This window comes from Asanoa hainanensis (genome assembly GCF_900188485.1).
Taxonomy (GTDB): Bacteria; Actinomycetota; Actinomycetes; order Mycobacteriales; family Micromonosporaceae; genus Asanoa; species Asanoa hainanensis.
The window spans coordinates 715997-739516 of the sequence record NZ_FZPH01000002.1 but is presented as its reverse complement, the minus strand read 5'-3'; the positions used below and the strand labels follow the sequence as shown (position 1 = coordinate 739516).

At 69.9% G+C, this 23520-nt stretch carries 27 protein-coding genes and 1 tRNA gene; 14 read left to right on the top strand and 14 right to left on the bottom strand.

What is annotated here, in order from left to right; all coding sequences use genetic code 11:
• Positions 1 to 23: 23 nt before the first annotated feature.
• Both CHC05_RS07325 and CHC05_RS07320 read right to left on the bottom strand, forming a co-directional pair.
• On the bottom strand, positions 24 to 542 hold the full coding sequence (locus CHC05_RS07325) for a cupin domain-containing protein (protein ID WP_089245949.1): 519 nt from the start codon (positions 540 to 542) through the stop codon (positions 24 to 26).
• A gap of 78 nt (positions 543 to 620) precedes the next feature.
• Positions 621 to 1805, bottom strand: a complete 1185-nt coding sequence (locus CHC05_RS07320) for an FAD-dependent monooxygenase (protein WP_089245947.1) — start codon at positions 1803 to 1805, stop codon at positions 621 to 623.
• A gap of 88 nt (positions 1806 to 1893) precedes the next feature.
• On the opposite strand from CHC05_RS07320, the gene CHC05_RS07315 reads away from it, so the two are divergent.
• From CHC05_RS07315 to CHC05_RS07295, 5 genes are all read left to right on the top strand, one after another.
• Entirely contained in the window at positions 1894 to 2601 is a 708-nt protein-coding gene (locus CHC05_RS07315) for a TetR/AcrR family transcriptional regulator (protein ID WP_089245945.1), read from the top strand.
• Between the two features lie 74 nt (positions 2602 to 2675).
• Positions 2676 to 3347 (top strand): acetate uptake transporter, encoded by a 672-nt coding sequence (locus CHC05_RS07310; RefSeq protein ID WP_089245943.1) that lies wholly within the window; start codon positions 2676 to 2678, stop codon positions 3345 to 3347.
• Between the two features lie 50 nt (positions 3348 to 3397).
• On the top strand, positions 3398 to 4141 hold the full coding sequence (locus CHC05_RS07305; RefSeq protein WP_089246198.1) for a ThuA domain-containing protein: 744 nt from the start codon (positions 3398 to 3400) through the stop codon (positions 4139 to 4141).
• Positions 4138 to 5166 carry a Gfo/Idh/MocA family protein gene (locus CHC05_RS07300; RefSeq protein WP_342745615.1) on the top strand — a complete coding sequence of 343 codons (1029 nt, stop codon included), beginning with the start codon at positions 4138 to 4140 and terminating at the stop codon, positions 5164 to 5166. The genes CHC05_RS07305 and CHC05_RS07300 overlap by 4 nt, the downstream gene beginning before the upstream one ends.
• Before the next feature lie 45 nt (positions 5167 to 5211).
• Positions 5212 to 5802 carry a TIGR03086 family metal-binding protein gene (locus CHC05_RS07295; protein WP_218824469.1) on the top strand — a complete coding sequence of 197 codons (591 nt, stop codon included), beginning with the start codon at positions 5212 to 5214 and terminating at the stop codon, positions 5800 to 5802.
• Positions 5803 to 6673: 871 nt separating this feature from the next.
• On the opposite strand, the gene CHC05_RS07290 is transcribed toward CHC05_RS07295, so the two are convergent.
• On the bottom strand, positions 6674 to 7864 hold the full coding sequence (locus CHC05_RS07290) for a L,D-transpeptidase (RefSeq protein WP_245870689.1): 1191 nt from the start codon (positions 7862 to 7864) through the stop codon (positions 6674 to 6676).
• 185 nt (positions 7865 to 8049) lie between these two features.
• Positions 8050 to 9348 carry a L,D-transpeptidase gene (locus CHC05_RS07285; protein WP_089245935.1) on the bottom strand — a complete coding sequence of 433 codons (1299 nt, stop codon included), beginning with the start codon at positions 9346 to 9348 and terminating at the stop codon, positions 8050 to 8052.
• A gap of 378 nt (positions 9349 to 9726) precedes the next feature.
• Between CHC05_RS07285 and CHC05_RS07280 the strand changes: the two genes are divergently transcribed.
• Positions 9727 to 9802 (top strand) — tRNA-Lys (locus CHC05_RS07280).
• A 58-nt stretch (positions 9803 to 9860) separates the two neighbouring features.
• Here the strand turns inward: CHC05_RS07280 and CHC05_RS07275 are convergent.
• Positions 9861 to 10571 (bottom strand): hypothetical protein, encoded by a 711-nt coding sequence (locus CHC05_RS07275; RefSeq protein ID WP_089246196.1) that lies wholly within the window; start codon positions 10569 to 10571, stop codon positions 9861 to 9863.
• Positions 10568 to 11071, bottom strand: a complete 504-nt coding sequence (locus CHC05_RS07270) for a SigE family RNA polymerase sigma factor (RefSeq protein ID WP_089246194.1) — start codon at positions 11069 to 11071, stop codon at positions 10568 to 10570. The genes CHC05_RS07275 and CHC05_RS07270 overlap by 4 nt, the downstream gene beginning before the upstream one ends.
• A 140-nt stretch (positions 11072 to 11211) precedes the next feature.
• Between CHC05_RS07270 and CHC05_RS07265 the strand changes: the two genes are divergently transcribed.
• The 3 genes from CHC05_RS07265 to CHC05_RS07255 are packed head-to-tail and all read left to right on the top strand — an operon-like array spanning position 11212 to position 13381.
• Positions 11212 to 11973: a DUF3152 domain-containing protein gene (locus CHC05_RS07265; protein WP_089245933.1), complete on the top strand. Its 762-nt coding sequence runs from the start codon at positions 11212 to 11214 to the stop codon at positions 11971 to 11973.
• A gap of 36 nt (positions 11974 to 12009) precedes the next feature.
• Positions 12010 to 12537, top strand: a complete 528-nt coding sequence (locus CHC05_RS07260; protein ID WP_089245931.1) for a SigE family RNA polymerase sigma factor — start codon at positions 12010 to 12012, stop codon at positions 12535 to 12537.
• The gene (locus CHC05_RS07255) at positions 12530 to 13381 is read left to right on the top strand and encodes a LolA-like protein (RefSeq protein WP_089245929.1); all 852 of its coding nucleotides are present in this window, start codon (positions 12530 to 12532) and stop codon (positions 13379 to 13381) included. Before CHC05_RS07260 ends, CHC05_RS07255 begins: the two co-directional genes overlap by 8 nt.
• On the opposite strand, the gene CHC05_RS07250 is transcribed toward CHC05_RS07255, so the two are convergent.
• From CHC05_RS07250 to CHC05_RS07220, 7 genes are all read right to left on the bottom strand, one after another.
• Entirely contained in the window at positions 13378 to 13590 is a 213-nt protein-coding gene (locus CHC05_RS07250; protein WP_089245927.1) for a ferredoxin, read from the bottom strand. The genes CHC05_RS07255 and CHC05_RS07250 overlap by 4 nt on opposite strands.
• Before the next feature lie 11 nt (positions 13591 to 13601).
• Positions 13602 to 14810, bottom strand: coding sequence for a cytochrome P450 (locus tag CHC05_RS07245; protein ID WP_089245925.1), 1209 nt, complete (start codon positions 14808 to 14810; stop codon positions 13602 to 13604).
• Between the two features lie 65 nt (positions 14811 to 14875).
• Positions 14876 to 15208: an SDR family oxidoreductase gene (locus tag CHC05_RS07240; RefSeq protein ID WP_281257648.1), complete on the bottom strand. Its 333-nt coding sequence runs from the start codon at positions 15206 to 15208 to the stop codon at positions 14876 to 14878.
• A gap of 18 nt (positions 15209 to 15226) precedes the next feature.
• Positions 15227 to 15865, bottom strand: a complete 639-nt coding sequence (locus tag CHC05_RS07235) for a DUF305 domain-containing protein (protein ID WP_089245923.1) — start codon at positions 15863 to 15865, stop codon at positions 15227 to 15229.
• Complete coding sequence (locus tag CHC05_RS07230) at positions 15855 to 17333, bottom strand: NADH-quinone oxidoreductase subunit NuoF family protein (protein ID WP_089245921.1); 1479 nt, start codon at positions 17331 to 17333, stop codon at positions 15855 to 15857. Before CHC05_RS07230 ends, CHC05_RS07235 begins: the two co-directional genes overlap by 11 nt.
• Entirely contained in the window at positions 17330 to 18013 is a 684-nt protein-coding gene (locus CHC05_RS07225) for a ferric reductase-like transmembrane domain-containing protein (RefSeq protein WP_144022510.1), read from the bottom strand. The genes CHC05_RS07230 and CHC05_RS07225 overlap by 4 nt, the downstream gene beginning before the upstream one ends.
• A gap of 250 nt (positions 18014 to 18263) precedes the next feature.
• A complete protein-coding gene (locus CHC05_RS07220) occupies positions 18264 to 18890 on the bottom strand; it encodes a hypothetical protein (protein WP_179266083.1) in 627 nt (208 codons plus the stop codon).
• A gap of 257 nt (positions 18891 to 19147) precedes the next feature.
• Here CHC05_RS07220 and CHC05_RS07215 point away from each other — a divergent pair, with 257 nt between their 5' ends.
• Entirely contained in the window at positions 19148 to 20419 is a 1272-nt protein-coding gene (locus CHC05_RS07215; protein WP_089245917.1) for an extracellular catalytic domain type 1 short-chain-length polyhydroxyalkanoate depolymerase, read from the top strand.
• A gap of 53 nt (positions 20420 to 20472) precedes the next feature.
• Here CHC05_RS07215 and CHC05_RS07210 read toward each other — a convergent pair whose 3' ends face one another.
• The gene (locus tag CHC05_RS07210) at positions 20473 to 21189 is read right to left on the bottom strand and encodes a polyamine aminopropyltransferase (protein ID WP_089246188.1); all 717 of its coding nucleotides are present in this window, start codon (positions 21187 to 21189) and stop codon (positions 20473 to 20475) included.
• A 150-nt stretch (positions 21190 to 21339) separates the two neighbouring features.
• Here CHC05_RS07210 and CHC05_RS40585 point away from each other — a divergent pair, with 150 nt between their 5' ends.
• The 4 genes from CHC05_RS40585 to CHC05_RS07190 all read left to right on the top strand — a co-directional run bounded on the left by CHC05_RS40585 (position 21340) and on the right by CHC05_RS07190 (position 23333).
• Positions 21340 to 21852, top strand: a complete 513-nt coding sequence (locus CHC05_RS40585) for a hypothetical protein (protein ID WP_144022509.1) — start codon at positions 21340 to 21342, stop codon at positions 21850 to 21852.
• Positions 21853 to 21965: 113 nt separating this feature from the next.
• A complete protein-coding gene (locus tag CHC05_RS07200) occupies positions 21966 to 22388 on the top strand; it encodes an adenylyltransferase/cytidyltransferase family protein (protein ID WP_144022508.1) in 423 nt (140 codons plus the stop codon).
• Positions 22385 to 22909 (top strand): hypothetical protein, encoded by a 525-nt coding sequence (locus CHC05_RS07195; RefSeq protein WP_089245911.1) that lies wholly within the window; start codon positions 22385 to 22387, stop codon positions 22907 to 22909. The genes CHC05_RS07200 and CHC05_RS07195 overlap by 4 nt, the downstream gene beginning before the upstream one ends.
• A 157-nt stretch (positions 22910 to 23066) precedes the next feature.
• Positions 23067 to 23333, top strand: a complete 267-nt coding sequence (locus CHC05_RS07190) for a winged helix-turn-helix domain-containing protein (protein ID WP_089245909.1) — start codon at positions 23067 to 23069, stop codon at positions 23331 to 23333.
• The last annotated feature ends 187 nt before the right edge of the window (positions 23334 to 23520 follow it).

Sequence of the window (23520 nt, the reverse complement as noted above, 5' to 3'; positions counted from 1 at the left end):
CCGATCGGGGGAACTCTCCAGGGTTAGGGCAGGATGTCCGTGTCGAGTTCGAGGTGGCTGATCTCCGCGGCCATCCGCGCGCCCCGCTTCTGATCCCAGGCCGGCACCGGCTGGCCGGGCACGGGCTCGTCGCCGCCGACCACGAAGGACTGCTCCAGCCCGCCAGGGCTGAACAGGAACAGCATCTTGGCCGTGTGCAGGCCCGTGTTCAGGAACCGGTGGCGGATGCCCGGCGGCACGAAGACGAAGTCACCGGAGCGCGCGATGCGGGTCTCGTCGCCGTCGAGGAACTCGAGCTGCCCGTCGAGCACGTAGAACGCCTCGCTGTCGCGGTTGTGCACGTGTGCCACCGGCCCGCCGCCGGGCGGCACCGACGCCTCGACGAAGCCGAGCAGGCCGTTGGTGTTGTCCTTGGTGGCCTTGACCGAGTAAATGTCGCCCCAGACCCAGCGCTGGATTCCCTCGCCGGCCGGCACGAACATCGCGCCTCGCCTGGTGTAGCGCGGATCGTCGGCGGCCACGTCCTGGAATGGCAGGCTCATTTCACTATCCCCGTTCTGAGCTTCTGACAACTGTCAGAACGCTAGCGCTCCGCGCCTCCGCGCGCGCTGTGATCCCGGTTACGGATAGTCCGGCAGGTCCGCCGCGCTGGCCAGGGCGGTCGAGCTGCTGACCAGCAGCCGCCGGACGGCCGCCCGGCGGAACATCGTGTCGCGCAGCCACAGCCCGGTGCGGGTCGCCGGGGCCAGGAAATGACCCGGGCTCGCGCCCTTCTGCCAGCGCCCCGCGTACGACCGCATCCGTTGCTCGTAGGCCGCGAACGCGGCCGTGACATCGCCGCTCGTGCGGGCCAACTCGCCGGCCAGCACATAGGCGCCGACCACGCCCGTGCCGACACCCATGCCGCCGAGGGTCACGCCCCACGCGGCGTCGCCGAGCAGCGCGATCCGTCCTTTGTGCAGCGTCGGCACGGAGACCCGGCTGATCGCGTCGAAGTAGAGGTCCGGCGCGTCGGCGAGCCCGGCCAGCAACCGGGGCACGTGCCAGCCGAGCCCGCCGAAAGCCTGACGGACCACGGCCTTCTGCGCGTCGAGGTCCTGCCAGCCGATGCCGAGCGGCTTGGACGCCCAGACCGTCAGCGCACCGGCCCGGCTCGGGTCGCGGTCGTCGGCGGCGACGCTGGCCATCCGCCCGGGCACGTTGTATTGCTGCGAGACGGTCAACGCGCCCACGTCGTTGGGCAGGTCCCAACCGGCGATGTGGTAGCCGAGGTGCTTCACGAACCGCTCCTCGGGACCCATCGCCAGCCGCCGGACCGTCGAGTGGATGCCGTCGGCGCCCACCACCGCGTCGTACACGCCGCTGCTGCCGCTCTTGAACTGGACCTCGACGCCGGCCCGGCCGCGCTCGTCGATGGCGGCGATCGAGTCGCCGAAGACGTAGCGGGCGCGGTCCGCGCTGCGCCGGTGCAGCACCGCGGTCAGGTCCCGCCGGCGGACCTCGACGTCGCCGCCCGCGAACTCGGCCGGTAGCTCGAAGATCGTCTTCCCGGCGGCGTCGACCGTCCGCATCGCGCCGGCGTGGGTCTGCACCGCCTTGAGGTCGTCGAGCACGCCGAGCCGCTCCAGCACCCGCAGGTGCGTCGGACCCCGGAAGTCGACAGCGAACCCGCTGGTGCGCAACCTGGGCGCCACCTCGACCACGGTGGTCTCGGCGCCGGCGTCGGCGAGCCGGCAGGCCAGCGCGGGGCCGGCGATGCCCGCGCCGGAGACCAGGACCCGGAACCCGCTCAGTTTGCCGCTCATTCTTGTTCCTCTCGTAACTGTGTCCCTCGGATGCTGTTTACGATAGACACAGTTACGGTGACCCGGCAAGCCCTTAAGGTGGCGACTGATGGACAAGCTGTTGTGGGGGCCTCCGCCCGGCCCCAGGCGGGGCCCACGGCCGGCGTTCACGCTGGACGACATCGCCCGGGCGGGCATCGCGATCGCCGATTCCGACGGCCTCGCGGCCGTCACCATGCAGCGGGTCGCCGACCAGCTCGGCGTGACCAAGATGGCGCTCTACCGCTACGTGCCCGGCAAGGCCGAGCTGGTCGCACTGATGCTCGACCTCGCGATCGGCCAGCCACCGCCCCTTTCCGGCCACGACTGGCGGCCCGCGCTGGATGCCTGGTCCCACGCGCTCTTCGCGGCGTTCGCCGCCCACCCGTGGGCGCTGGAGGCGGCGGTCGGGGCCCGGGTGATCGGGCCCAACGAGCTCGGCTGGATGGAGGCGGCGGTCGCCGCCCTGACCGACACCGGCCTGCACGGCGCGGAGATGCTGGACGTGGCGGCTACCCTGGCCGGCCACGTGCGCAGCCTGGCGCAGCAGACGGCGGGCATGCCCTTGGACGCGGAGGGGGCACTGGACGACGCCATCGCCGCCCTCGTCGCCGGCCGCGAAGAGCGGTTTCCGGCGCTGAGCGCGGCGGTGTCGGCGGCGCGGGCGGGCGGTCAGTTGAACCAGGCGCTCGACTTCGGCCTGGCTCGGATCCTCGACGGCGTGGCGGCGCTGATTTCCGCCCGGGCCGGCACCACATCCGCCCATCCCGTCCCGTAAAGCGGCGGACCCTGGCCAGCGGCTCTTGCTCGGTGGAATAGTCGGAATTGCGCACGTCTGACGAGGGGATCACAATGACCGACGCTGACCCGCGCATGCCATCTGCCCGACTTTCCGCCGGAGAGACCGAAACCCGGACCGGCGGGGTCGCGGACGCCGTACCGCTGGGGCTCGCCGCCTTCGCGCTGTCGACCTTCCTGTTCTCGGTGTTCAACGCCGGCTGGACCAGTGGCACGACCGCCTGGCTGAGCTTCGGGTTCGTGGCCGGCGGCCTCGTACAACTGCTCGCCGGGATGTGGTCCTTCCGCAACCGCAACCTGTTCGCGACCGTCGCGTTCTCCATGTACGCCGCGTTCTACTTCGGACTGTCGTTGTACTTCACCCTGGTCGCACCAAGCGCGGACGCGGCGGCACAACGCAACGACCTCGCCTGGATCCTGCTGGCGTTCGCCCTGTTCAACTTCTATCTGCTGCTGTGGTCCAGTCAGGTCAACGAGGCCCTGTTCGCGCTGTTCTTCTTCCTGGGCGTCACCGAGGTCGTGCTCTGCATCGGCTTCTTCGTCGACAACAGCACGGCGGTGCGGGTCGGCGGGTATCTGGGCGTCATCACGGCGCTGATCGCCTGGTACGCGGGGTCGGCCGCGCTCATCAACGGACTGCTGGGGCGGGACGTGGTCAAGGTCGGCGGGCCGATCAAGTTCGACCTCGAGCGGCGAATGGCCCATCGGACGCCGGCCACACGTTAGCGCTTCGTCTGTTGGTGGCGGGCCGGGCCGCGCTCGCCGAGAATGCCGGGATGGGTGATGAACCGATCCGGGTGACGGTGTGGGGCGAAGGCCGCCACGAGAAGCGCGACGCGAACGTGCGTGAGCTCTATCCCGACGGCATGCACGCGACGATCGCCGCTGGCATCGCTTCGCAGGCCGGTTCGGCGGTCACCGTCCGCTGCGTCGCGCTCGACGATCCTGGGCAGGGCCTGCCGGCGGAGGTGCTGGACTCGACCGACGTGCTGACCTGGTGGGGACATATCGCCCACGACGAGGTGAGCGACGACCTGGTCGACCGGGTGCAGGAGGCCGTGCTCGCCGGGATGGGCTTGGTCGTGCTGCACTCCGGTCACTGGTCGAAGATCTTCAAACGGCTGATGGGTACGAGCTGCGCGTTGCGCTGGCGCAACGGCGACGACCGGGAGCTGGTCTGGACGGTGGATCCCACGCATCCGGTCGCGGCGGGGGTGCCGAGCCCGATCTCGATACCGAGCCAGGAGATGTACGGCGAGTTCTTCGACATCCCCGCACCCGACGAGCTCGTCTTCGTCAGCTCGTTCACGGGCGGTGAGGTGTTCCGCAGCGGGTGCGCCTGGCGCCGCGGGCGGGGCCGGGTGTTCTACTTCAGCCCCGGGGACCAGGACTATCCCGTCTACCACCATCCGGACGTACGCCGGGTGATCGCCAACGCCGCCGTCTGGGCCGCGCCTGCCGGTCCGCGTTCGTCGACCCCGATCGCGTACGCGGCGCCTGATTGGTTCGTGGGGTCGTGAGTGGTCTTCGGGCTGTGTTGGTGGGGGCCGGCGCTATGGGTGTCGAGTGGCTTTCGGCGATCGCCGCCAGCCCGGACGTGACGCTGGCCGCCGTGGTTGATCTCGATTTGGCGGCTGCGGAGCGCGCGGCTCAGGGCGTTGTTCCGTCTTCCACCACGCTGGCGTCGGTCGCCTCCGGTGCCGACTTCGTCGTGAACGCCACGGTGCCGTCGGCCCACTTCTCCGTCACGGCCTCGGCGTTGCGGTTGGGCCTGCCGGTGTTGGGCGAGAAGCCGCTGACCGCGACGCTGCCGGAGGCGTTGACGTTGGCGGCGTTGTCGTCGTTGACGGGTTCGCTGTTCGTGGTGAGCCAGTCGCGGCGCTTCGAGCGGGGTCTTCCGTCGTTCAAGTCGCGGCTTTCCGCGCTGGGCCCGGTCGGCTCGTTGACCACGGAGTTCTACCGGGGTGCGCGGTTCGGCGGCTTCCGCGAGACGATGGCCAATCCGCTGTTGCTGGACATGGCCATCCACGCCTTCGACACGGCCCGCTACCTGCTCGACGACGACCCTGTTTCGGTGTACTGCGACGCGTACAACCCGTCCTGGAGCTGGTACGCCGGTGACGCGTCGGCCAACGCCCTGTTCCGTTTCGCGTCCGGCGCCCGCTACTCGTACCTGGCGTCCTGGTGCGCCGACGGCGGCGACACGTCGTGGAACGGCAACTGGCGCGCGGTGGCCGCCGGAGGCACGGCCTTCTGGGACGGCGATCGCTCTCCGGCCGACGCCAACACCTTGCTGGACACCATCAGTGCGTCGTTGTCGGTCTTCGTCTCTTCTTTGCGGTCGGGCCGACCCCCGGCAACGGCTGTGCGTTTCAACGTGATGAGCCTGGCGATGGTCCTCTGCGCGGTCGAGTCGGCGTCCACGGGCCTGCCGGTCGTGATCGACGACGTGTTGGCGTCGGCCCATGCTGCCGCTCTCTCGGCAGCGTCGCCCGACGTGGCCGAGGTACTCCGCTCGTGGCCGTCAGTCCGGGAAATGTCGTAGGTGTGTGGTTGTCTTTGTCACGTGGGACGACATGGAGAGTTCACGGTGGACAACGAACCGCTCACGCTGCTGGCACGTGCGCTTGACCAGGTCGGCGAGGTGCTCTCGGAGATCCGCGCGGACCAGGAACACCTATCGAGCCCGTGTCGCTCGTGGACGGTGGCCCAACTCGGCGACCACGTGGTCCACGACCTAGGCCAGTTCCGTCTGACGGCCACCGGCGGCAAGGCCGACTGGTCCGCCGAGGCCGCGGTGGTGCCGGCAGCCGAGCGGCCGTCGATATTCCGATCGCGCGCCGCAGACCTGCTCGACGCCTGGCGCGCGGCCGGCGACCTGACGGGCACGGTCACGTTCCCGGGGATGGGTGAGGTGCCGGCCCGCTTCCCGGTCGACCTACAGACGGCCGAGTTCGCGGTGCACGCCTGGGACCTGGCCCGAGCAACAGGCCAATCGACAAACCTAGACCCGGAGGTGGGCCAACTGGCCCTCGACTGGATGCGCGGCACGCTGGTCCCCCAGTTCCGCGGCCCCGAAAGCGAAGGCAAATCCTTCGGCCCAGAGGTCCCGATCTCAGCCGAAGCCCACCTATACGACCGCCTGGCCGCCTTCGCCGGCCGCGAGGTGCACCAGGCCTAGATCCTCCCGAGGCCTTGCCGCAGCAGCGAGCCCGGACGCGGTCCACGAGCCGTCAACGCCGGCGAATCCGGGCGCGGTCCACGGGCCCGGGCGCGGTCCACGAGCCGGCAAGGCCCGCGAACCTGGGCGCGGTCCGCGAACCCGGACGCGGTCCACGAGCCCGGACGCGATCCACGAGCCCGGACGCGGTCCACGAGCCGTCAACGCCCGCGAACCCGGGCGCGGTCCGCGAACCCGGACGCGGTCCACGAGCCCGGACGCGGTCCACGAGCCCGGACGCGGTCCACGAGCCCGGACGCGGTCCACGAGCCGTCAACGCCCGCGACCGTCGACGCGGCGAAGGGGCCTCCGGTCGACCCGGTCCGCCGCGGGCGGCGAAATGACCCGGACCCTGGTGGGCATTGACCACCAGGCGGAGTGCGCTCAGGGCCACACCACAGCAAGCGGGCGTGCCCGGGGCCACCCGGGGTGGCCACGCCAGACGCGGCGTCAGACCCGACTCCGCGGTAGGCACGGACGCCGCGGCGGCGCGGCTTTGCGCAACGGGCGTGTACCTCCTGGGCGTCCGGTCCGGGCAACGGCCGGATATCTCCCGAGCGTCCGGGCCGGGTACCTCCTGGCGGTCCGGGCAACGGGCGCACGACGCCCGCAGTCGTTTCCGCCGGAGACCCGCCCCGCAACCCGGGACGTGTCGCCGCGCCACGCACGGCCTCGCGCGTCAGGACGGAGGGACCGAACGTTCCCTCGCCCTCGCCCTGCTTCGCCGCGGATCTTGCTTTTCGACCCACGGACGCCGAAGGGTCGGGCCCCCGAGGGCCCGACCCGGTCTCCGGCGGGAGCGGCGGTCCGCACCACCGCGGACCCGGGAAAGCTACTGCTCGGAAAGGGGGATGGCGCTGAGCTCCGCGTACTCGGCGAACGACATGTTCCAGTCGGTCCAGCCGTTGCCGTTCTGGAGTTTGCGCTCCGTGCCCTTGACCGTGATCGGGTCACCGATCCGGGTTTGGCCGAAGAGCCACTCGCCGTCCTTCATCGAGACGTTGACGCAGCCGTGGGAGACGTTGGTTGTGCCCTGTTGGCCCTCCGACCACGGTGCGGCGTGGATGAACTCGCCGCCCCAGGTCAGGCGCTGCGCGAAGTCGATGTCGGTGCGGTAGCCCTCTTCCGGGCCGAGCTCTTCGAACGTGTCGAAGACCGTCTTGCGCTTCTTCTCGATCACGATCATCGTGCCGGTCGACGACGGGGTGCTCTTCTTGCCGAGGCTCACCTTGATGGTCTTGATGACCTTGCCGTCCTTGGTCACCGTCATCCGCTTGGTGCTGTTGTTGACCGTCATGACCAGGGCCGGGCCGATCTTCAGATCCACCGTCAGGTCGTTGCGGAGGAACGAGCCGTTGCCCAGCGGGAGGCCACCGGTCTGCAGCTTGTAGTGGACCTTGGTGTTGGCCTTCCAAAACTCCTTGGGGCGGAAGTGGATCTCGGTCGGGCTGATCCACGCCCAGGTGCCCTCCTGCGCCGGCGTCGTGGTGACCTTCATGCGCCGTTGGACGTCGGCGCGGGCATCCTGCGGGATCGCCTTGCCGAACTTGACGATCATCGGCATGCCGACGCCGACCACGGCGCCGTCGCCGAGGAAGCTGCTCACCGCGGTCGTGTTGCCCGGTTTGGCCATGACCTTGAAGGTGCTCTCGGCCGTCGCGGCCTTGCCGTCGTCGCCGGTCGCGGTCACCGTCGCGGTGTAGCTCGTGCCCCAGTCGAGCGCGCCCGTCGGCAGCCAGCTCTTCTTGTCTGCGGACAGGGTGCCCTTGACGGTCTCGCCGTCAGCCGACTTCAGCTCGACCGAGGTGTCGACCGCGTCGGTGGTGTCGAACGCGATCGCGGTCGAAGCCGGCACGTCGGCGGCGTTGGCGGCCGGCTCGGTGATCGTCGCCTTGGCCTTCGTGTCAGGCTCGGCCGACTGCGACGAACCCGGCTTCGCACCGTCCGACCACGCCGCGTTGCCACTCTTCGTGCAACCCGCTGTGACCGAGAGCAACCCGGCCATGGCGACGGCCGCCAGCATGACGCCATTTCGGCGAGTGGGACGCCACTTTCGGCTGCTCAGCATGAGATCCCCTCACAGGTCCGTGTACCGCAGTCATGTTGCCCGAAAGACGCTTCGGAACACCTCACGGTTTCGTGCCGTGTGCGGTAACACGCAGACGAGTGTACGAACGATCGAGCTGAGCAACGGTACCCGAAAGAGACTTAATCGGTAGGCGTCGGTGTCGGCGTGGCGTTAGCGGTCGAACCCACCGACTTCAGACTGTCCGGAACGGGCAGCGCGCTGCCCTTGACGAAGTCCGCCCACGACAGGTTCCAGGCGGTCCAGCCGTTGCCGGCCTCGAGCTTGCGCTCGGTGCCCCGGATGGTGATCGGGTCGCCGACCTTGGTCTGACCGAACAACCAGCTCGCGTTCTGCGGCGCGAGGTTGACGCAGCCGTGGGAGACGTTGCGCCGGCCCTGGTCACCCACCGACCACGGCGCCGAGTGGATGAACTCGCCACCCCAGGTCAGCCGCTGCGCGAAGTCGATGTCGGTGCGGTAGCCCTCCTCCGGGCCGAGCTCGGCGAAGGTGTCGAAGACCGTGTGCTCCTGCTTGTCCATCACGATGAGCGTGCCGCTGGACGAGGGCGTGCTGGGCTTGCCGAGGCTGACCGGGAACGTCTTGACCAGTTTGTCGTTCTTGAAGACCTGCATCTTCTTGGTCTTGTTCTCGACCTTCATCTCGAACTTGTCACCGATCTTGGCGCTCGCCTTGCGGTCCTGGTCGCCGACGCGGCCGTTGGACAGCGGGATGCCCTCGAGCGCCGCCCGCACAGTGATCTTCGTGCCGGCCTGCCAGTATTCGGGCCCGCGGTAGTACGCCTGCGTGCCGCTGCTGACCCAGTGCCAGACGCCCGGCTGCGGCGGGTCGGTCTGCACGAACAGCCGGCGCTGCACGGCGGCCCGGTCCTTCTTCGGGATGCCCGGGCTGAACTCCATGACGACCGGCATGGCGACGCCGTACGTCTTGCCGTTGAACAGGTACATGCCGGAACCGATCTCGTTGCCCGACTTGCCCCGCGTGGAGAACGACACCTTCTTCGTCTCGGCCTGTCCGGCCGCACTCGTCGCGACGACGGTCGCGGTGTAGCTGGTGTCGTACTTGAGCGGCGCGCTCGGCACCCACGACGACTTGTCGTCGCGCAGGTTGCCCTTGACCGCCTTGCCGGCCTTGTCGGTCAGCGTGACGCTGGTGATCTCGCCACCCTTGACGCTGGTGCCGATCTCGGTGCTGACCGGCAGGTCTTTCTTCTTGTCGGCCGGCGTGACCGCGAACTCGAACGGAACCGGCGGTGCGGTCGGTGACGCGGAGGGCGCCGCCGCCTGGTTGGGGTTGACGAACGCGGGCGCCTTCGCCTGGTCATCGCCGCAGGCAGTGACAAGGGTGAGTGCGAGACCCCCGACCGCCGTGGCGGCAAGGATCTTCCCGATGGCTGCTTCACGTGTCACGAACCGGCCCATTAGATGTCCCCGTTCCTTCGCAACCTTGGGGTCATCGTGCCCCAGCCACACCCGCTATGTACCTCGATCCGGCAGGGTGCCAGATGACGTCCACTCCCCGCCTCAGCCACATGGGTAACCCTGGGGCGCGAACCGGTCGGAACCTCGCACTAACGACGATTTCCCCGAAGTAATCCCAGGTCAGCGCCCCTTTGTGCATGCTGAGGTTAGATTTGTTCGCATTCAGGAGAACCACGACGCTCTATCTTCGACGATCGACCGGCGTAGTTCTAGCCGCCGCTGGTTATATGGGGGTGTTTGAGGCATTCGGGCGGTCGTTCGCCACCAGTTGGAACATCCCTCAGGGCGCGTGCTAACGTACGTCTCGTTGCCGAACGAGCGCCGCTAGCTCAACTGGCAGAGCAGCGGACTCTTAATCCGCGGGTTCGGGGTTCGAGTCCCTGGCGGCGCACCAGCAATAACTCTCAGGGACGGCCCACATAGGCCCGTCCCTGAACTCTTTCCGGGCCCGGTCACAGCCGGCGGTTGCTCTTGTCACGGGCGATGATCCCGTCCAGGGGTACGCCCGGCGCCAGGTCGGTCGGGTCGAACCAGAAGATCACTACCTGGGCGTCCTCGCTCCACCGGGCCAACCGCGCTTTTATGTCCTTGCCGTCGACGGTGCCGACGATCGACTGGGCCGGGCCGACGAAGTAGCCGAACGTGGGCACCGGCGGGCGGGTCTGGCCCGGGCCCGACTCGTCGTTGCCGATCTCGTGGAAGCCGGCGCTGCGGTCGATGCCCTCGACGTCGTTGACCAAATAGTCCGAGGTGAGCGAGCCACCCGGCAGCAGGCGGCCACCGACCAGTCCCATCCGCACCTTGGGGTGACCGGGCACCTCCACGGGCACGAAGTAATAGACCCGCCGCTCGACGCCGTACGAGATGCCGGTGTCGACCACGGCGCCGATCGGCTTGCGCGACTCCGACTCGAAGGCAGGCGACGGTGTCGGCGCCACCGCGGCCGGTGTGGGGACGTGTTCGTTCAGTGACGGGTCGTCCTGGTTCACCGCGACCACCGCTACCGCCGCCACGAAGGCGGCGGCCAGCGTCGCGCCTCCGCTGCGCGCGAAAACGCGCCGCCGGCGCAGGCGTCGCCCGTCGCGCATGATGGCGGCCAGATCAAGGGAACTGGGCCGCTCGGTCACCCGCATGGCCTCGCGCAGCCGCTGTAGCTCGCTCATCGGCACGTTTCCTGAGTCTCTGACGCTCGGATGTTCGCGGCCCGCAGCTTCTCCAGCGCACGCGAACTGGTGCTCTTGACCGTGCCGAGCGAAACGCCCAGTTCGTCGGCCACCTTCGCCTCCGCCAGGTCGAAGTAGTAGCGCAGCACGACGATCGCTCGTTCCCGCGGGCTGAGCGCGCCCAGCACCGTCACCAGCCAGCGGCGGGTGGTGACCTCTTCGGCGACGTCGCCGCGTCCCTGGTCCGGCAGGTCCTCGGTCGGGTACTCGCGGATCGGCCGCCGCCAGCCGTCGACCAGGTGGTTGACCAGGACGCTGCGCGCGTAGCCGTACGCGTCGCCCTCCCGGATGCGTGACCAGGACGCGTACGTGCGGACCAGCGCCGTCTGTGCCGCGTCCTCGGCCCGGTGGTGGTCGCCGGTCATGAGGTACGCCGCGTGCACCAGCCGCGCGGACGCCGCCTGTGCGAACTCGACGAACTCGGCGTCACCCCGGGTCACCGCCACCCCTCTCCCGTTCCACGTAGGCAAAGGACGGGTGGCGACGGAAATAGGTTGAGTCTCACAAAGATCAACTTTCTAGGCCGGTCACCCGTCTCCCTTTCCGCGCAGCCGAATAACAGCGGCGCGAGGGGAGAGACATGCTGAGGAAGGGTACGGGAGCAGTGCTGCTGGCGCTGTTGCTCGCCGGCTGTGGTGCCCCGGCGGCCGGCCAACCCACGACGACGCCGGAGAAGAACGCCGCCCCCGCGGGGACCGCGCGGATGTCCCGCGCGCCGGTCCCACCCGTCAGCTATCCGGCCACGGGAAGCGAAACCTGGTCGACCGCCGACGGCGAGGGGCGGACCCCGTCCGGCGGAGGCCAGCTGCTGCGCTACCGCGTGTCGGTGGAGCGCGACATCAAGGGCCTACCGGTCGCCGGCGTGGCCAAAGCGATCACCGCGACGCTGAACGACCGGCGAGGGTGGACCGCAGGCGGGACCTGGCGACTGCGCCGGGTCGGCCCCGAACAGCCGGCCGACTTCACCATCTACCTGGTCACCCCCGGCACCCGCGACGACCTGTGCGACGACGTCCCCGACGGCTACACCTCGTGCCGCAACGGCAACAAGGTGGTGCTCAACGTGGCGCGCTGGGTCAAGGCCGTGCCCGGCTACGGTGGCGACCTGAGCACCTACCGGCAGTACATGGTCAACCACGAGGTCGGGCACCGGCTCGGCCACGGCCACGAGCTGTGCCCCGGCCGGGGCGAGCCGGCACCGGTGATGCAGCAGCAGACGCTCGGCCTGCACGGGTGCGAGCCAAACGCCTGGCCGTACCTCGACGGCCGGCGGTACGCCGGCCGCAGCGGCGCGTACGACGACGAGCTGCCGCCACGCGAAGGCGCACGCCGGGCCGGCTGATGCAACCGATCCGCGCCCACCGGAGTTCTGAGGGACATGCGGGTCGATCCCACCTTCGACGCCTTCGTCGAGCGCGAGTCCACAGCGCTGCTGCGGTTCGCTTATCTCCTCACCAATGACCGGGGCCACGCCGAGGATCTCCTTCAGGTCGCGTTGTTGCGGACCGCTCGGCGGTGGGCCGCCGCGCGCGACAGGCCCGGCGCTTATGTCCGGAAGATCCTGCTGAACCTGTCTCGGGACCGGGTGCGGTGGCTCATGCGCCGTGTCCGGGAGAGACCGCTGGCGCCGACCCACGACGAGGTCGCGGCCGTCGGGCCGCACGACCACGCGGTCGCGGAACGGCACCTGGTCGTCGCGGCGTTGGCGCGCCTGCCGGAGCGGCAACGGCAGGTCGTCGTGTTGCGCTACTTCGAGGACCTGAGCGTGGAGCAGACGTCCGAGCTGCTGGACATGCCGCCGGGAACGGTCAAGTCCCACACCTCCCGGGCCTTGGCCCGGCTCCGCGAGCTGCTGGACGACAACGACAACGACACCACCCACCTTGCGAGGGCGCACCATGACTGATGACGACCAGTTCGGGCGGCGACTCGCCACCCTGCTGCGCGACGAACTGTCCGACGTCCACTCCGCTCCGAACCTGACCGACCGGCTGCGTGGCCGGGCCAGGCGCAGACAGCTGTTGGTGGGAGCCTGCGCCGTCGCCGTGGTCGCGATCACCGGGGCGGTCGGTCTCGTGGCCGTGCCGGGCGCCGACCGCGCCGATCCGGAGTTGGTCGACGTCGCCCACGTGCGCACCCAGGTGACCGACGCGCTCGCCCGAAGCACCGATTACGTTGTGCTGGCCCGCACGGCGAACGGCGCCCCCTACCGCGTCGACAAGTGGACCGATGCCGCCACCCGCCGCGTCCGGACGGACTGGTACGGAGACGGGAAGCTGTCGGTCTCCGTCGTGGTGACGAACGAGGCCGACGGCGGCCAGCGCGGGCTCCAGATCGACTATCTCAACCGCTGGTACGCGCACTGGCAGCGGACCCCGGCCGAAATGGAGCACACCTTCCCTGATTTCTTCGAGGACCTCCCGGAAGCGAACCCGGAAAGCATCAGCCAGGCGCTCGCCGACGGCACCCTGGAGATCGTCGGCAAGGAGACGATCGACGGTCACGAGACGCTCCGACTGCGGCTGGAGACAGAGATCGAGGCCGGTCCCACGGCGACGACCCCCACGACGATGGAGCTCTGGGTGGACGCCGACAGCTACCTCCCCCATCGCAGCACCATCACCACGACGCACGAGTTCGGCGCTCTCACCCGCACCACCACGTACACCTGGTCGGAGCGCACCCCGGAGAACTTGAAGGTGTTCGACCTGACGCCGCCTCCCGGCTTCCCCGGGGGAAAACGGCGTTAGAACGGCACTGGTACGCCGGTGCCGGCGTCGCTCACGCCGATCGCCTCCATCGGGCACGAGGCGGCCGCCCCCAACACCGCGTCGTCCGGGTCGACGGGCGTCGCGAGTGGTCGGGAGCGGCCGTCAGCCCCGAGCGCGAAGTGCCGCGGAGCGCTGCCCGCGCACACGCCGGACCCGATGCATTCGGACGACACCTCGACATTCCACATCGGACGCAGCCCTACCACGTCACCGGCAGGGCGTGCAGGCTTCGTACGATCATGCCGGTCTTGAACCGCAGCTCCGAGTCGGGCACGGCGATCCGCAGGCCCGGCAGGTGTCGCAGCAGACCCCGCAACGCCTCCTGCAGCTCCAAGCGTGCCAGCTGAGCGCCCAGGCAGTGGTGCGCGCCCGCGCCGAAGCCGAGGTGCTGGGTGATCTCGCGGGTCAGGTCGAGCCGGTCCGCGTCGACGAAGACCGACTCGTCGCGGTTGGCCGCCACCATCGAGGTCATCACGACGGAGCCGGCCGGGATGGTGACGCCGCTCAGCTCCACCGCCTCGGTGGTGACGCGGGGCAGGCCCGAGCCCTCGCCGAGCTGGACGAAGCGCATCAGCTCCTCGACGGCCTGCGGGATCAGCTCCGGCGACTCGGCCAGCCGCTGGTATTCCTCCGGGAAGTGCAGCAGCGTCAGCAGGAACATGTTGATCTGGTTGGCGGTGGTCTCGTGGCCGGCGATGAGCAGGCCGAAGCACAGGTTGACCAGTTCCTGCTCGGTCAGCCGGTCCTGGTCGTCGCGCGCCGCGATGAGCGCGGTCATCAGGTCGTCGGCCGGCGTGGCCCGCTTGTCGGCGATCAGCTTGCCGAAGTAGGCGCCGAGCTTGCCCATCGCCGCCCGGATCTCGGCGGGGTCGGCGCCCGCGTCGGACAGGATCGTGTCGGACCAGGCGTGGAAGACGTGCTGGTCCTCGGGCGGCACGCCGAGCAGCTCGCAGATGACGCGCACCGGCAGCGGCAACGAGAAGTGCTCGACCAGGTCGACCGGGCGCGGCCGCGCGGCGACGTCGGTGAGCAGCGCCTCGACCAGCGCCCTGACCGTGGGCCGCAGCTCTTCGACCCGGCGCGCGGTGAACGCACCGGCGACGAGCCGGCGCAGGCGCGTGTGCTCGGGCGGGTCCATGCCGAGGATCGAGTCGGTGGCCACCATGGCGAGGCCGGTGTCGGATGCGGACGTGCTCGCCGCGGCCGCGCGGCTGAACCGCGGGTCGATCAACACCTGGCGGACGTCCGCGTACCTCGTGACCAGAAAGCCCGTCGATCCGTCCTTGAACGCGACCTCGGCGACCGGCCGGTTGGCACGCAACTCGGCGAGTCGCGGCGTCGGATGGTAGATGCTGGGTGCCGGCGGAAGCGGGAGCGCGAGCGCCGTCGTGTCGTCCAGCGATGTCATGTCAACCTCCCCGATGGCCTGACAGAGCCAATCTAGACGAAGACAAACATCAATACGAGGGCTTGTCAGAGTCCCGTCGGTCCGAGTCCGGTGCCGCCCGTCGCGTCCAGGACGTGGCCGGTGACGAACCGGGCATCGGCGGAGGCCAGGAATGCCACCACGCCGGCCATGTCGGCCGGGCCGGCCGCCGCCCGCACCGCCGCCTGCGACGCGGCCCACTCGAACCGCTCCGGCACGTGCACCAGGTAGGCGGCCATGTCCGTGTCGACCAGGCTCGGGCGCACCGCGTTGACCGTGATGTGCCGTTCGGCGATCGCGCGATCCCAGGCCAACGTCTTCGTGAAGATGTCCATGGTCGCCTTGGTCATCGAGTACGCGAGCTCGAACGGCAACCCCACGGTCGCGGCGGCGGGCCGCTACCCGATCGCGGCCAGTTGGTTGAGCTGTTCGGTGCGCCGCTGCTTCAGGCGCACGGCGAAGGCGCGGGTCTCGTCGCTTCCGGCGGCCGCCTCCTCGCCCGTGGCGAGCACCTCGCACTGCTCCAGGTGCCCCTTGAGCAGCGTCATCGCCTGGGCGTCCCGGTCGGCCTCCGGCGCGGTGCGCAGCGCGGCGAGCTGGTCGTCGAAGATCATGCCGGGCATCCGGTGGCCCTCGTGGATGTTCTGCTCAGGTGTTCCGCCCGCGGCCAGCAGCGCCCGCATGTCCTTCAGCTCCGTCCGGTGGGTTTCGGCGAGCTGGGCGGCCAGGGCACGCAGGGCCGGGGAGCTGGTGATCGTCTGCGCCTCCTCGAGGAAGGTCAGGGCGCTCTCGTCGATCGGGATCATGAGTTGGAGGAACGCGTCATCGGTGGGGTTGAGGACGATCGTCCCGGTTCCGGTCCCCGTCGCGGCCGCATTGCCGGCCGTGGTCGCGGCCGCGGTCCCCGTCGCGGCTGCTGCGGTGGGTCCGTCCGGGTCGCGATCGAGCGTTCGCACCCCGACGATCGCCACCGCAGTGACCATCAACGCGGCAGCGACGCCGGCCAGCCGGTAGGCGCGTCCTTTCTCAAGCGGCATGATGGCCTTCCGTGGTCAGCCGCAGCGCGAGCGCTGGGCACATCCGCACCGCCCGGCGGGCCTGGCCATGCAGCCAGACCGGCACGGGCGACTGCGGGAGGGCCGGAAACCCGTTGGCGTCCAGGCTGACGAGCTCCGGCAGGACGTGGGCGCAGAGCCCGTGACCGTCGCAGCGGGACCAGTCCACGCTGAGCCTGGCGTTGGTGTCGGCCGGCCCGGGCGGCACGAGGAGCTGGCCCTTGACGGGCCGGCCGCAGCCGTGGCGGGCACCGTGGGTGGCGATGTCCGCGGCGAACACCATCAGCGCGGACGCGGACATCCGGGCCGTGGCGTCCGGGTGGCCGCACGCGCCCCGGCCGCGTACCGCCTCGACCGCGGCCTCGACCAACGCCGTCGGCGCCGTCCCGGCCACGATGAGGTCGACGCTGCGCGCGAGATCCGGCAGGCCGAGCCGGCACGGCCCGCACTGGCCGGTGGACCCGGCCGCCAGGAAGTGCACCACCTGGGCGAGCTCGCCGAGCGGGCACGTGTCGGGGCCGATCGGGGCGATGACGCCGGGGCCCAGCGTGCCACCGACCGCGGCGAAGCCGGCGCGGGAGATCGTCGCCCGCAGCGCCGACTCCGGGTTGATCCAGGTGCCCTCGTAGCCGCCGGTGAGCACCGCGGCGTCGGCCGGCGCGTGGCAGAGCTCCAGAACCCGCCACAGCGGCGTGCCGGTCGGCACCTCCATCACTGCCGGCCGGGCGGCCGCGCCGGTCACCGTGAGCAGCACGGTGCCGGGCTCGTCGACCAGGCCGAGCGAAGTGTATCCGTACGGCCCGCGACGGGCCGCGATCGCCAACTGGGCGTAGGTCTCCGCGTTCGAGAGCAACGTCGGATGGGATTTGACACCCGCGTCGCTGGTTCGCTGCGAGGTCGCCGGCGGGATGTGCTTCTTCCCGTTGATGCCGTTGACCAGCGCGCCACTCTGGCCGGAGACGATCCTGTGTGGAACGACGTGGACGCTGGTCGGCACCGGCATCTGCCGTTCCGCCAGCGCGGCGCGCAGCGATCGCTCGGCACCCTCGTCGTCGGTCACCGCGACCACGATCTCGGAGGCGCCGATGGCGTCGGCCGCCAGTGCGGCGCCGTCGAGGACCAGATGAGGTGCGCGGGTCAGCAGGACCTTGTCCTTGAAGGACAGTGGCTCGCTCTCGGAGCCGTTGACCGTCACCACCGGTGGCCGCTGCTGGCGCCGTGCCGACTCCAGGACGGCCCGCAGCTTTCGGCCGAACGGAAAGCCCGCGCCGCCCCGGCCGGTGAGCTGGATGTCGTCGACGAGTTGCACCAGGACGTCGGTGGGCAGCGGCCGCAGCGGGCCGTGCACGCGACGGTGGGTCGCCGCGTCCAACCAACCGTGTTCGTCGAGCCCGGCGGTCAACCGTGGCGTCGCGAGGTGGGTGACGGGCGGGAGGGCGGAGCGGGTCACGTCGCGGTGCCCCGCAACTGGGCCCAGTAGTCGCCGTCGTCGAACGAGTCGACGTCGGGCGTGCGAGCGGTCCGGCCCCGGTCGGGTCGCACGGTGGGGGTGGAGCGGAGCTGGGTCGATTCGTCGAGTAGCCGCACGTAGCGCGTGGGCCGGGCGCCGCGCTTGCGGGCGAACAAGCCGGCGAGCCGGGCGAGCAGCGTGGCCACGACGGCCAAGGCGCAGGCGAAGTAGCTGAGCTCCACCCACGCGGCGGCCGCGCGGCCCGCCTCGAAACCGTGGTACAGCGCGATCGGCCACGCCGCGTAGGCCCCGCTGTGCAGGACCCGCCACAGCCACGGCCGGCCGGAACCGGCGAACCGGGCCCGGATCAGGCCGGTCCAGAACACGCTCACCATCAGGTACAGCGCCAGAGCGCCCATCCCGACCTCGAAGCTCCGTCCGCCGAGGAACGGCAGTAACACGTCGAGCGTCGACGCGTACCCCTTGGCGATCATGCTCACGACGTGCAGCACGACCGCACCGACGGCGAGCACGCTCAAGGCGCTGTGTACGGGTTGCAGCAACACCCGATGCCGGGGCCGCAGCACCGTGCGGTCGGTTGCCAGCACACCGACCATGACGGCCAGCGTGAGCAGGACGAGGGTGACCACCCCGGCGGCGTACTCGACGAGCGTCCGCACCATTGATCCTTCGTCTGTTGCCGTTTGCGGGACTACGGGGTAGGCGGAGCCCCTCCGCCCACCCCCGTCCTGGTTCGTCGCCCCCGACGAAGATCGTCGGGCAACGGCCAGCCTCGCCCGCCGAGAACCTGCAGGTCAACACACTGGCGCCAACTTCGGCGCGACCGGTGACGAGCATCGACACGATCGGTCCGATCGGCTGCTGCTTCGGTTCGAAAACGCGAAATTCTGTTATCCGCGGAAGGTGCGGTCACACCACCAGGGCTCGGGCCCGACGACTCGGCGTCAACAAGGTCGCCTTGTAGGGGCACGGCCGGTCCGTGATCGTGGTGTAGGCCTCGATTGCCCGATCGGCGGCGTCGAGAGCGCGTTCGGCCGCGGTGAGGCCCTTTCCCTTGTTGCGGAAGAACGCCCCGTAGAACGCCGAGCAGAAGACCGTGCCCTCGTGCCAGCCGACCTGCCCGGAGGTCCCGATATACGTGATCTCTCCCTGCAGACAGTCCCGGACGGCTTTCTGCCACGCACCGATGCCGGTCTTGCAGCCGTCGGCCAGCACCGCGCTGGCCTGTAGGCCGCGACCGTGCTCCACGGCGTACTCGCCCAGATCCTCGAGCGCGACGTGGGTGGCGCCGTCGCTGCTGCTGAAGGTCGGCGTCGCGGTGTGGTCGCCGTGGGCCATGACGTGCAGCACGTCCGAGGAGGCCGTGAACGCCGCCATCACCGTCTGTGGATCACGCGACCGCACGAAGTCGATGTCGACCACCGGGTCCGGGTAATGCAGGTTGATGCTCTGCAGGGTCGACTGGACGAGGTTCATCGACGCGTCGAAGGAGTCGTCGAGGCCGATGTCCAGGAGCGATATTCTCCTACTTTTCACTCTTTATCCCCCCGGGCGGCGCCACTCCATCGCGAGCGATCCTGTCCGGCCGGGACTGCGTCGTCAACGGAACCTTGGTCACTCTTGGAGGCCGAAGGACCACCTTTCGAAAACGCGTGCTGTCGGGGCGGCCCGCGCCTAGGCTCCCATCGGGAGCCGACACGGCCGCGCTGGTGTGCGGCCGTCTCGTCATCTGCCGAGGGCAACGGCAGGGCTCGAACGCGGGCCGAGCCCGCGCATCCCGCATGAGGAGCGAGATGAGGCTTCCCAAGGCACTGCATGCCCTCTGGATCGTGTTCGCGGCCGCCGTCGTGGCAGCCACGTTGCTCGTGGCGTCGCCCGCCAAGGCCGCCACGCTGACCGAGGTCACGAACTTCGGCGCCAACCCCGGCAACCTACGGATGTACGTGTACGTGCCGGACCGCGTCGCCGCCCGGCCCGGCCTGCTCGTGGCGGTGCACTACTGCACCGGCAGCGGGCCGGCCTTCTACAGCGGCACCGAGTTCGCGCGCCTGGCCGACCAGTACGGATATGTCGTGGTCTATCCCTCGGTCACCGCCAGTGACGGTTGTTTCGACGTCGCCTCGACCGCCACCCTGACCCACAACGGCGGCAGCGACTCGCTGAGCATCGTGTCGATGACGCGGTACGCCCAGCAGACCTACAACGCCGACCCCGCCCGCACGTACGTCACCGGTGTCTCGTCCGGGGCGATGATGACCAACGTGCTGCTGGGCGCGTACCCGGACGTGTTCCGCGCCGGCGCCGCGTTCGCCGGCGTGCCGTTCGGCTGCTTCGCCGGGTCGAGCAAGTGGAACAGCCAGTGCGCGCAGGGCCAGCTCACCCGCACGCCGCAACAGTGGGGCGACCTGGTCCGCAACGCGTACCCCGGCTACACCGGCTCCCGACCGCGGATGCAGCTCTGGCACGGGACCAACGACGAGATCCTGTCGTACGTGAACTTCGGTGAAGCCGTCAAACAGTGGACCAACGTGCACGGGCTGAGCCAGACCCCCACGTCGACGGACAGCCCGCAGTCGGGGTGGACCCGCACCCGCTACGCGAACACCGCGGGCGTCGTGCAGGTCGAGGCGATCAGCATGGCGAACACCTCGCACAACCTGCCCGTGCAGGCGTCGGCGGCGATCGCGTTCTTCGGCCTGAACAGCGGTGGGCCGACGAACCCGCCGACGACCACGTCGCCGACCACGCCGCCGCCTTCCGGGAATGGTGGCTGCACCGCGGTGTTCCGGGTGACGAGCAACTGGCAGGCCGGGTACGTGGCATCGGTGCGGGTCACCGCGGGCAGCGCCGGGATCAACGGCTGGCGCGTCGGCCTGCCGCTGCCGTCGGGCAACACCGTGGTCAACTCGTGGAACGGTCAGTTCAGCGGATCGGGCAGCACGACCCAGGTGTCCAATGTGTCCTACAACGGCCGGCTGGCCGCGGGCGCGGCGACGGAGTTCGGCTTCCAGGCCAACGGTCCGGCGCCGAACCCGGTGCGGAGCCTGAGCTGCACGGCGCTCTGACCCTGCTGTGTGCTTGCGGCGGGGGGCCTGCGTGGTCCCTCGCCGCCCGCACTTCAGGCTGACGGCCGCCGGCCGAGGTAGATGGTGTTGGTCGACGTACGCCGCTGCAGTGGGTTGGCGAACGTGACCACCTGCGCGCGAACGCCGTCGAAGACCTCGGCCATGACCGCGGTGAACGCGTCGTCGGGCGGGTCGTTGGACCAGAGGCCGAACACGCCTCCCGGGTGCAGGTGATCGGCCAGCCGCCGCAACCCGTCGGCGGTGTAGAACGGCGCGTGGCTGGGATGCAGCAGGTGGCTCGGGCTGTGGTCGACGTCGAGCAACACGGCATGGAACTGCCGACCGGGCTGCTGCGGGTCGAAGCCCGTCGCGTTCATCGCGAAGAAGTCACCGTGGTGCAGCCGGCTACGCGGATCGGCGACGACGGCCGAGGCGAACGGCAGCAGGCCGCGCTGGTGCCAGGAGATGACCTCGTCCAGGGCATCGACGACGATCAGCTCGTGCACCCGCGGGTCCTCGAGCACGGTGCGGGCGGTGTAGCCGAGGCCGAGCCCACCCACGACGACCTCAAGATCGTCGCCCACGACCTCGGCGAGCCCCAGCCGAGCCAACTCGATCTCGGCGACGGTGAAGAGGCTGGACATGAGGAACTCGTCGCCGAGCTTGACCTCGTACACGTCGGCGTCGACCGTCGCGTCCCACCGCCGCCGCAGGCTGATCTCACCCATCGGCGTCTGCCGCCAAGCCAGCTCTTCAAATCGCAAACTCATCCGGCGTCCCGTGTCGGCCATCCAGGTTGATGCCCTGCGGCAACCCCGAACCGAGGGCTTCCGTCGAGCGGAAACAGCCTACTGACCTGCACCGGCAGCCCGCACCGCAGGCTTGGCCGTCAAGGACGCGTCGCGATCAGCGCCCGAGGCATGTCGAGCCCGGCCTTTGTCATCGAACCCGACACCGCGCTTGAGATGTCGACCAAACGCGTCACGGGCGGCTTCGCCGCTAATAGTTGGGTGGGACACGCGACCGGTGGTGCGGTGGCGGCGGGCTGGGCGCTCGCGGCGGCCGCCTTCGGCGCCGGTGCGTGGGTCCTGCCCGACATCGTGGCCGCGGACCATCTGGCACGGCGGTTGGCGGCCGTCGCGCTCGGACTCTGTGGCGTCGTTGCGTCATTTGTCGCGGCACTGTCCGCTGCGGCGACGTCGCGCTTGCGTGTGGAGGCCGACGCGTACCACGTCCAGGTGAGCCATCCGTTGCTGCCCGGGCCGACGGCGCTCGTGCCGCTGCGCGAGATCCGGGCGGTGCGTGCGGTGTCGGCCCGGGCACGTCCGTGGACCTCTGGTGGTGGCCCTGGCCGATCACCTGGCACCGGGCCATCGCCAGCCGATCGGGCCCGGCGCTGCGGATCGACCTGCACTCGGGGAGGTCGCTGGTGATCAGCGTCGACCGCCCGGACGCCGCGGCGGCCGCGATCCGACACTTGCGCAACGGACACCGGTCAGCACTATTGTCGACGAACTCGGGCCATGAGCGGTGAGGTGTAGTGGACGTGGGAGCGGCTGCCACAGCACGGGTTTACGTCGACATGGTTGGCGACCTGTTCCACGCGGGCCATGTGTCGCTGTTGCGTGAGGCGCGCCGCCATGGTGACTGGCTGGTCGTCGGCGTGCTGTCGGACGACACCGCGGCCTCGTACAAGCGTCGTCCCATCATGACCCTCGCGGAGCGGGTCGCCGTGATCGAGTCGTGCAGGTACGTCGACGAGGTGATCGAGGACGCCCCGTTTCAGGTGACCGAACAGTTTCTCGCCGAGCACGGGATCACCACCGTGGTGCACGGCGACGACCTGTCGCCCGAGGCGGCCGAGTTCGTGTACGGGCCCGCCGCGGCAGCCGGGAAACTCGCATACGTCCGGCGTACGGCAGGAATCTCGACCACCGAGTTGATCCAGCGGGTGCTCGACCGCCCATGATCTCCTCCGAAGTCGGCGCCGTCGTGGAGACGATCCGGTCGTCGCTGCCGCTCGAACGCGAGTGGCGAATGATGAACTCCATGCCGGGGCCGGCTCGACCGCCCGCGCCGCCCGACGTACCGGCGGCCTACCTGGATTTCCTCGCTGTGGCGGACGGGTTCATCTGCGGCCCGGTCGTGCTGTTCGACTCGGCGACCGTCCCCACCATGCAGTTCTACGCGGATCATCAGGAGGACGCTCCCGTCCGGCTGACGCCGGAAACCTGGTTCTGCGCCGGCACCGTCAACGACGAACCCTGGTTCATCGACCGCACCGACGAGACCGTCTGGGGCTTCCCCGACACCGGAGTGACGTGGTGGATGAGCGACCGTTTCGACCAGCTCGCGCCGAGCCTGGAACGCTTCTTCCTGGGCGTCGTCTGCGGCCCGGCCTATCTCACGCTGACCGCCGCGGAAGAGGGCGACCAGTGGTGTGAGCTGCTCCGCCGACTCGGGCGGCTGCCGGGAATCGCGGATTTGTAATCAGCGGCAGCAGGGGTAGCCACCCTGCCGGGCGTTCCGTGACCTGCAGCTCGTCGGATCGGCCGCAACCACGCCCGCCGTTGGTGGAAAGTTGGCCTTGACGCCAGGCGGCCGTCGCAGCAATAGTAGCCATTGTAACCAGTGACGGGAGGGCGTGATGGGCCACCAACCGAGCTACCTGGACATCGTCGACGACATCCGCCAACAGATTGTCGACGGCGAGCTAACCCCCGGCGCCACCCTTCCGACCTGCCGAGAGATGTGCCAGACCTACCAGGTCAGCCGCCAGACCATCGGCAGCGCGATGATCGTCCTGCGTACCCAGGGTCTGATCGTCGGTCAGCAGGGACGGGCGGTCTACGTCAGCGCCAACCCCCGCAACCTTCCTGCGCCCGAATCCCCGGCCGACCACGAAAGACCGTAAGAGGGCCGGCGCCCGAGCGGAGCGGGCTCGTTTCTCTCGGCTCGGGCGCCGGCCGTCGGCCCCTTGTCACCGGGCACGCCGCACGGCCGCCGAACATCGGCGCCGCCAGGACGGTCCGGCGGGGCGAACTGGCCGCGAGCGCCGACCATCAGCCACCTGATCGACCGTGCCGCGCGTACCGACGCGA

Excerpts from the sequence above, each read along its gene's own strand:
- CHC05_RS07325 (WP_089245949.1), bottom strand. The coding sequence starts at position 542 with ATGAGCCTGCCATTCCAGGACGTGGCCGCCGACGATCCGCGCTACACC.
- CHC05_RS07320 (WP_089245947.1), bottom strand. The coding sequence starts at position 1,805 with ATGAGCGGCAAACTGAGCGGGTTCCGGGTCCTGGTCTCCGGCGCGGGC.
- CHC05_RS07315 (WP_089245945.1), top strand. The coding sequence starts at position 1,894 with ATGGACAAGCTGTTGTGGGGGCCTCCGCCCGGCCCCAGGCGGGGCCCA.
- CHC05_RS07310 (WP_089245943.1), top strand. The coding sequence starts at position 2,676 with ATGACCGACGCTGACCCGCGCATGCCATCTGCCCGACTTTCCGCCGGA.
- CHC05_RS07305 (WP_089246198.1), top strand. The coding sequence starts at position 3,398 with ATGGGTGATGAACCGATCCGGGTGACGGTGTGGGGCGAAGGCCGCCAC.
- CHC05_RS07290 (WP_245870689.1), bottom strand. The coding sequence starts at position 7,864 with ATGCTGGCGGCCGTCGCCATGGCCGGGTTGCTCTCGGTCACAGCGGGT.
- CHC05_RS07285 (WP_089245935.1), bottom strand. The coding sequence starts at position 9,348 with ATGGGCCGGTTCGTGACACGTGAAGCAGCCATCGGGAAGATCCTTGCC.
- CHC05_RS07275 (WP_089246196.1), bottom strand. The coding sequence starts at position 10,571 with ATGAGCGAGCTACAGCGGCTGCGCGAGGCCATGCGGGTGACCGAGCGG.
- CHC05_RS07265 (WP_089245933.1), top strand. The coding sequence starts at position 11,212 with ATGCTGAGGAAGGGTACGGGAGCAGTGCTGCTGGCGCTGTTGCTCGCC.
- CHC05_RS07260 (WP_089245931.1), top strand. The coding sequence starts at position 12,010 with ATGCGGGTCGATCCCACCTTCGACGCCTTCGTCGAGCGCGAGTCCACA.
- CHC05_RS07255 (WP_089245929.1), top strand. The coding sequence starts at position 12,530 with ATGACTGATGACGACCAGTTCGGGCGGCGACTCGCCACCCTGCTGCGC.
- CHC05_RS07250 (WP_089245927.1), bottom strand. The coding sequence starts at position 13,590 with ATGTGGAATGTCGAGGTGTCGTCCGAATGCATCGGGTCCGGCGTGTGC.
- CHC05_RS07245 (WP_089245925.1), bottom strand. The coding sequence starts at position 14,810 with ATGACATCGCTGGACGACACGACGGCGCTCGCGCTCCCGCTTCCGCCG.
- CHC05_RS07235 (WP_089245923.1), bottom strand. The coding sequence starts at position 15,865 with ATGCCGCTTGAGAAAGGACGCGCCTACCGGCTGGCCGGCGTCGCTGCC.
- CHC05_RS07215 (WP_089245917.1), top strand. The coding sequence starts at position 19,148 with ATGAGGCTTCCCAAGGCACTGCATGCCCTCTGGATCGTGTTCGCGGCC.
- CHC05_RS07210 (WP_089246188.1), bottom strand. The coding sequence starts at position 21,189 with ATGAGTTTGCGATTTGAAGAGCTGGCTTGGCGGCAGACGCCGATGGGT.
- CHC05_RS40585 (WP_144022509.1), top strand. The coding sequence starts at position 21,340 with ATGTCGAGCCCGGCCTTTGTCATCGAACCCGACACCGCGCTTGAGATG.
- CHC05_RS07195 (WP_089245911.1), top strand. The coding sequence starts at position 22,385 with ATGATCTCCTCCGAAGTCGGCGCCGTCGTGGAGACGATCCGGTCGTCG.
- CHC05_RS07190 (WP_089245909.1), top strand. The coding sequence starts at position 23,067 with ATGGGCCACCAACCGAGCTACCTGGACATCGTCGACGACATCCGCCAA.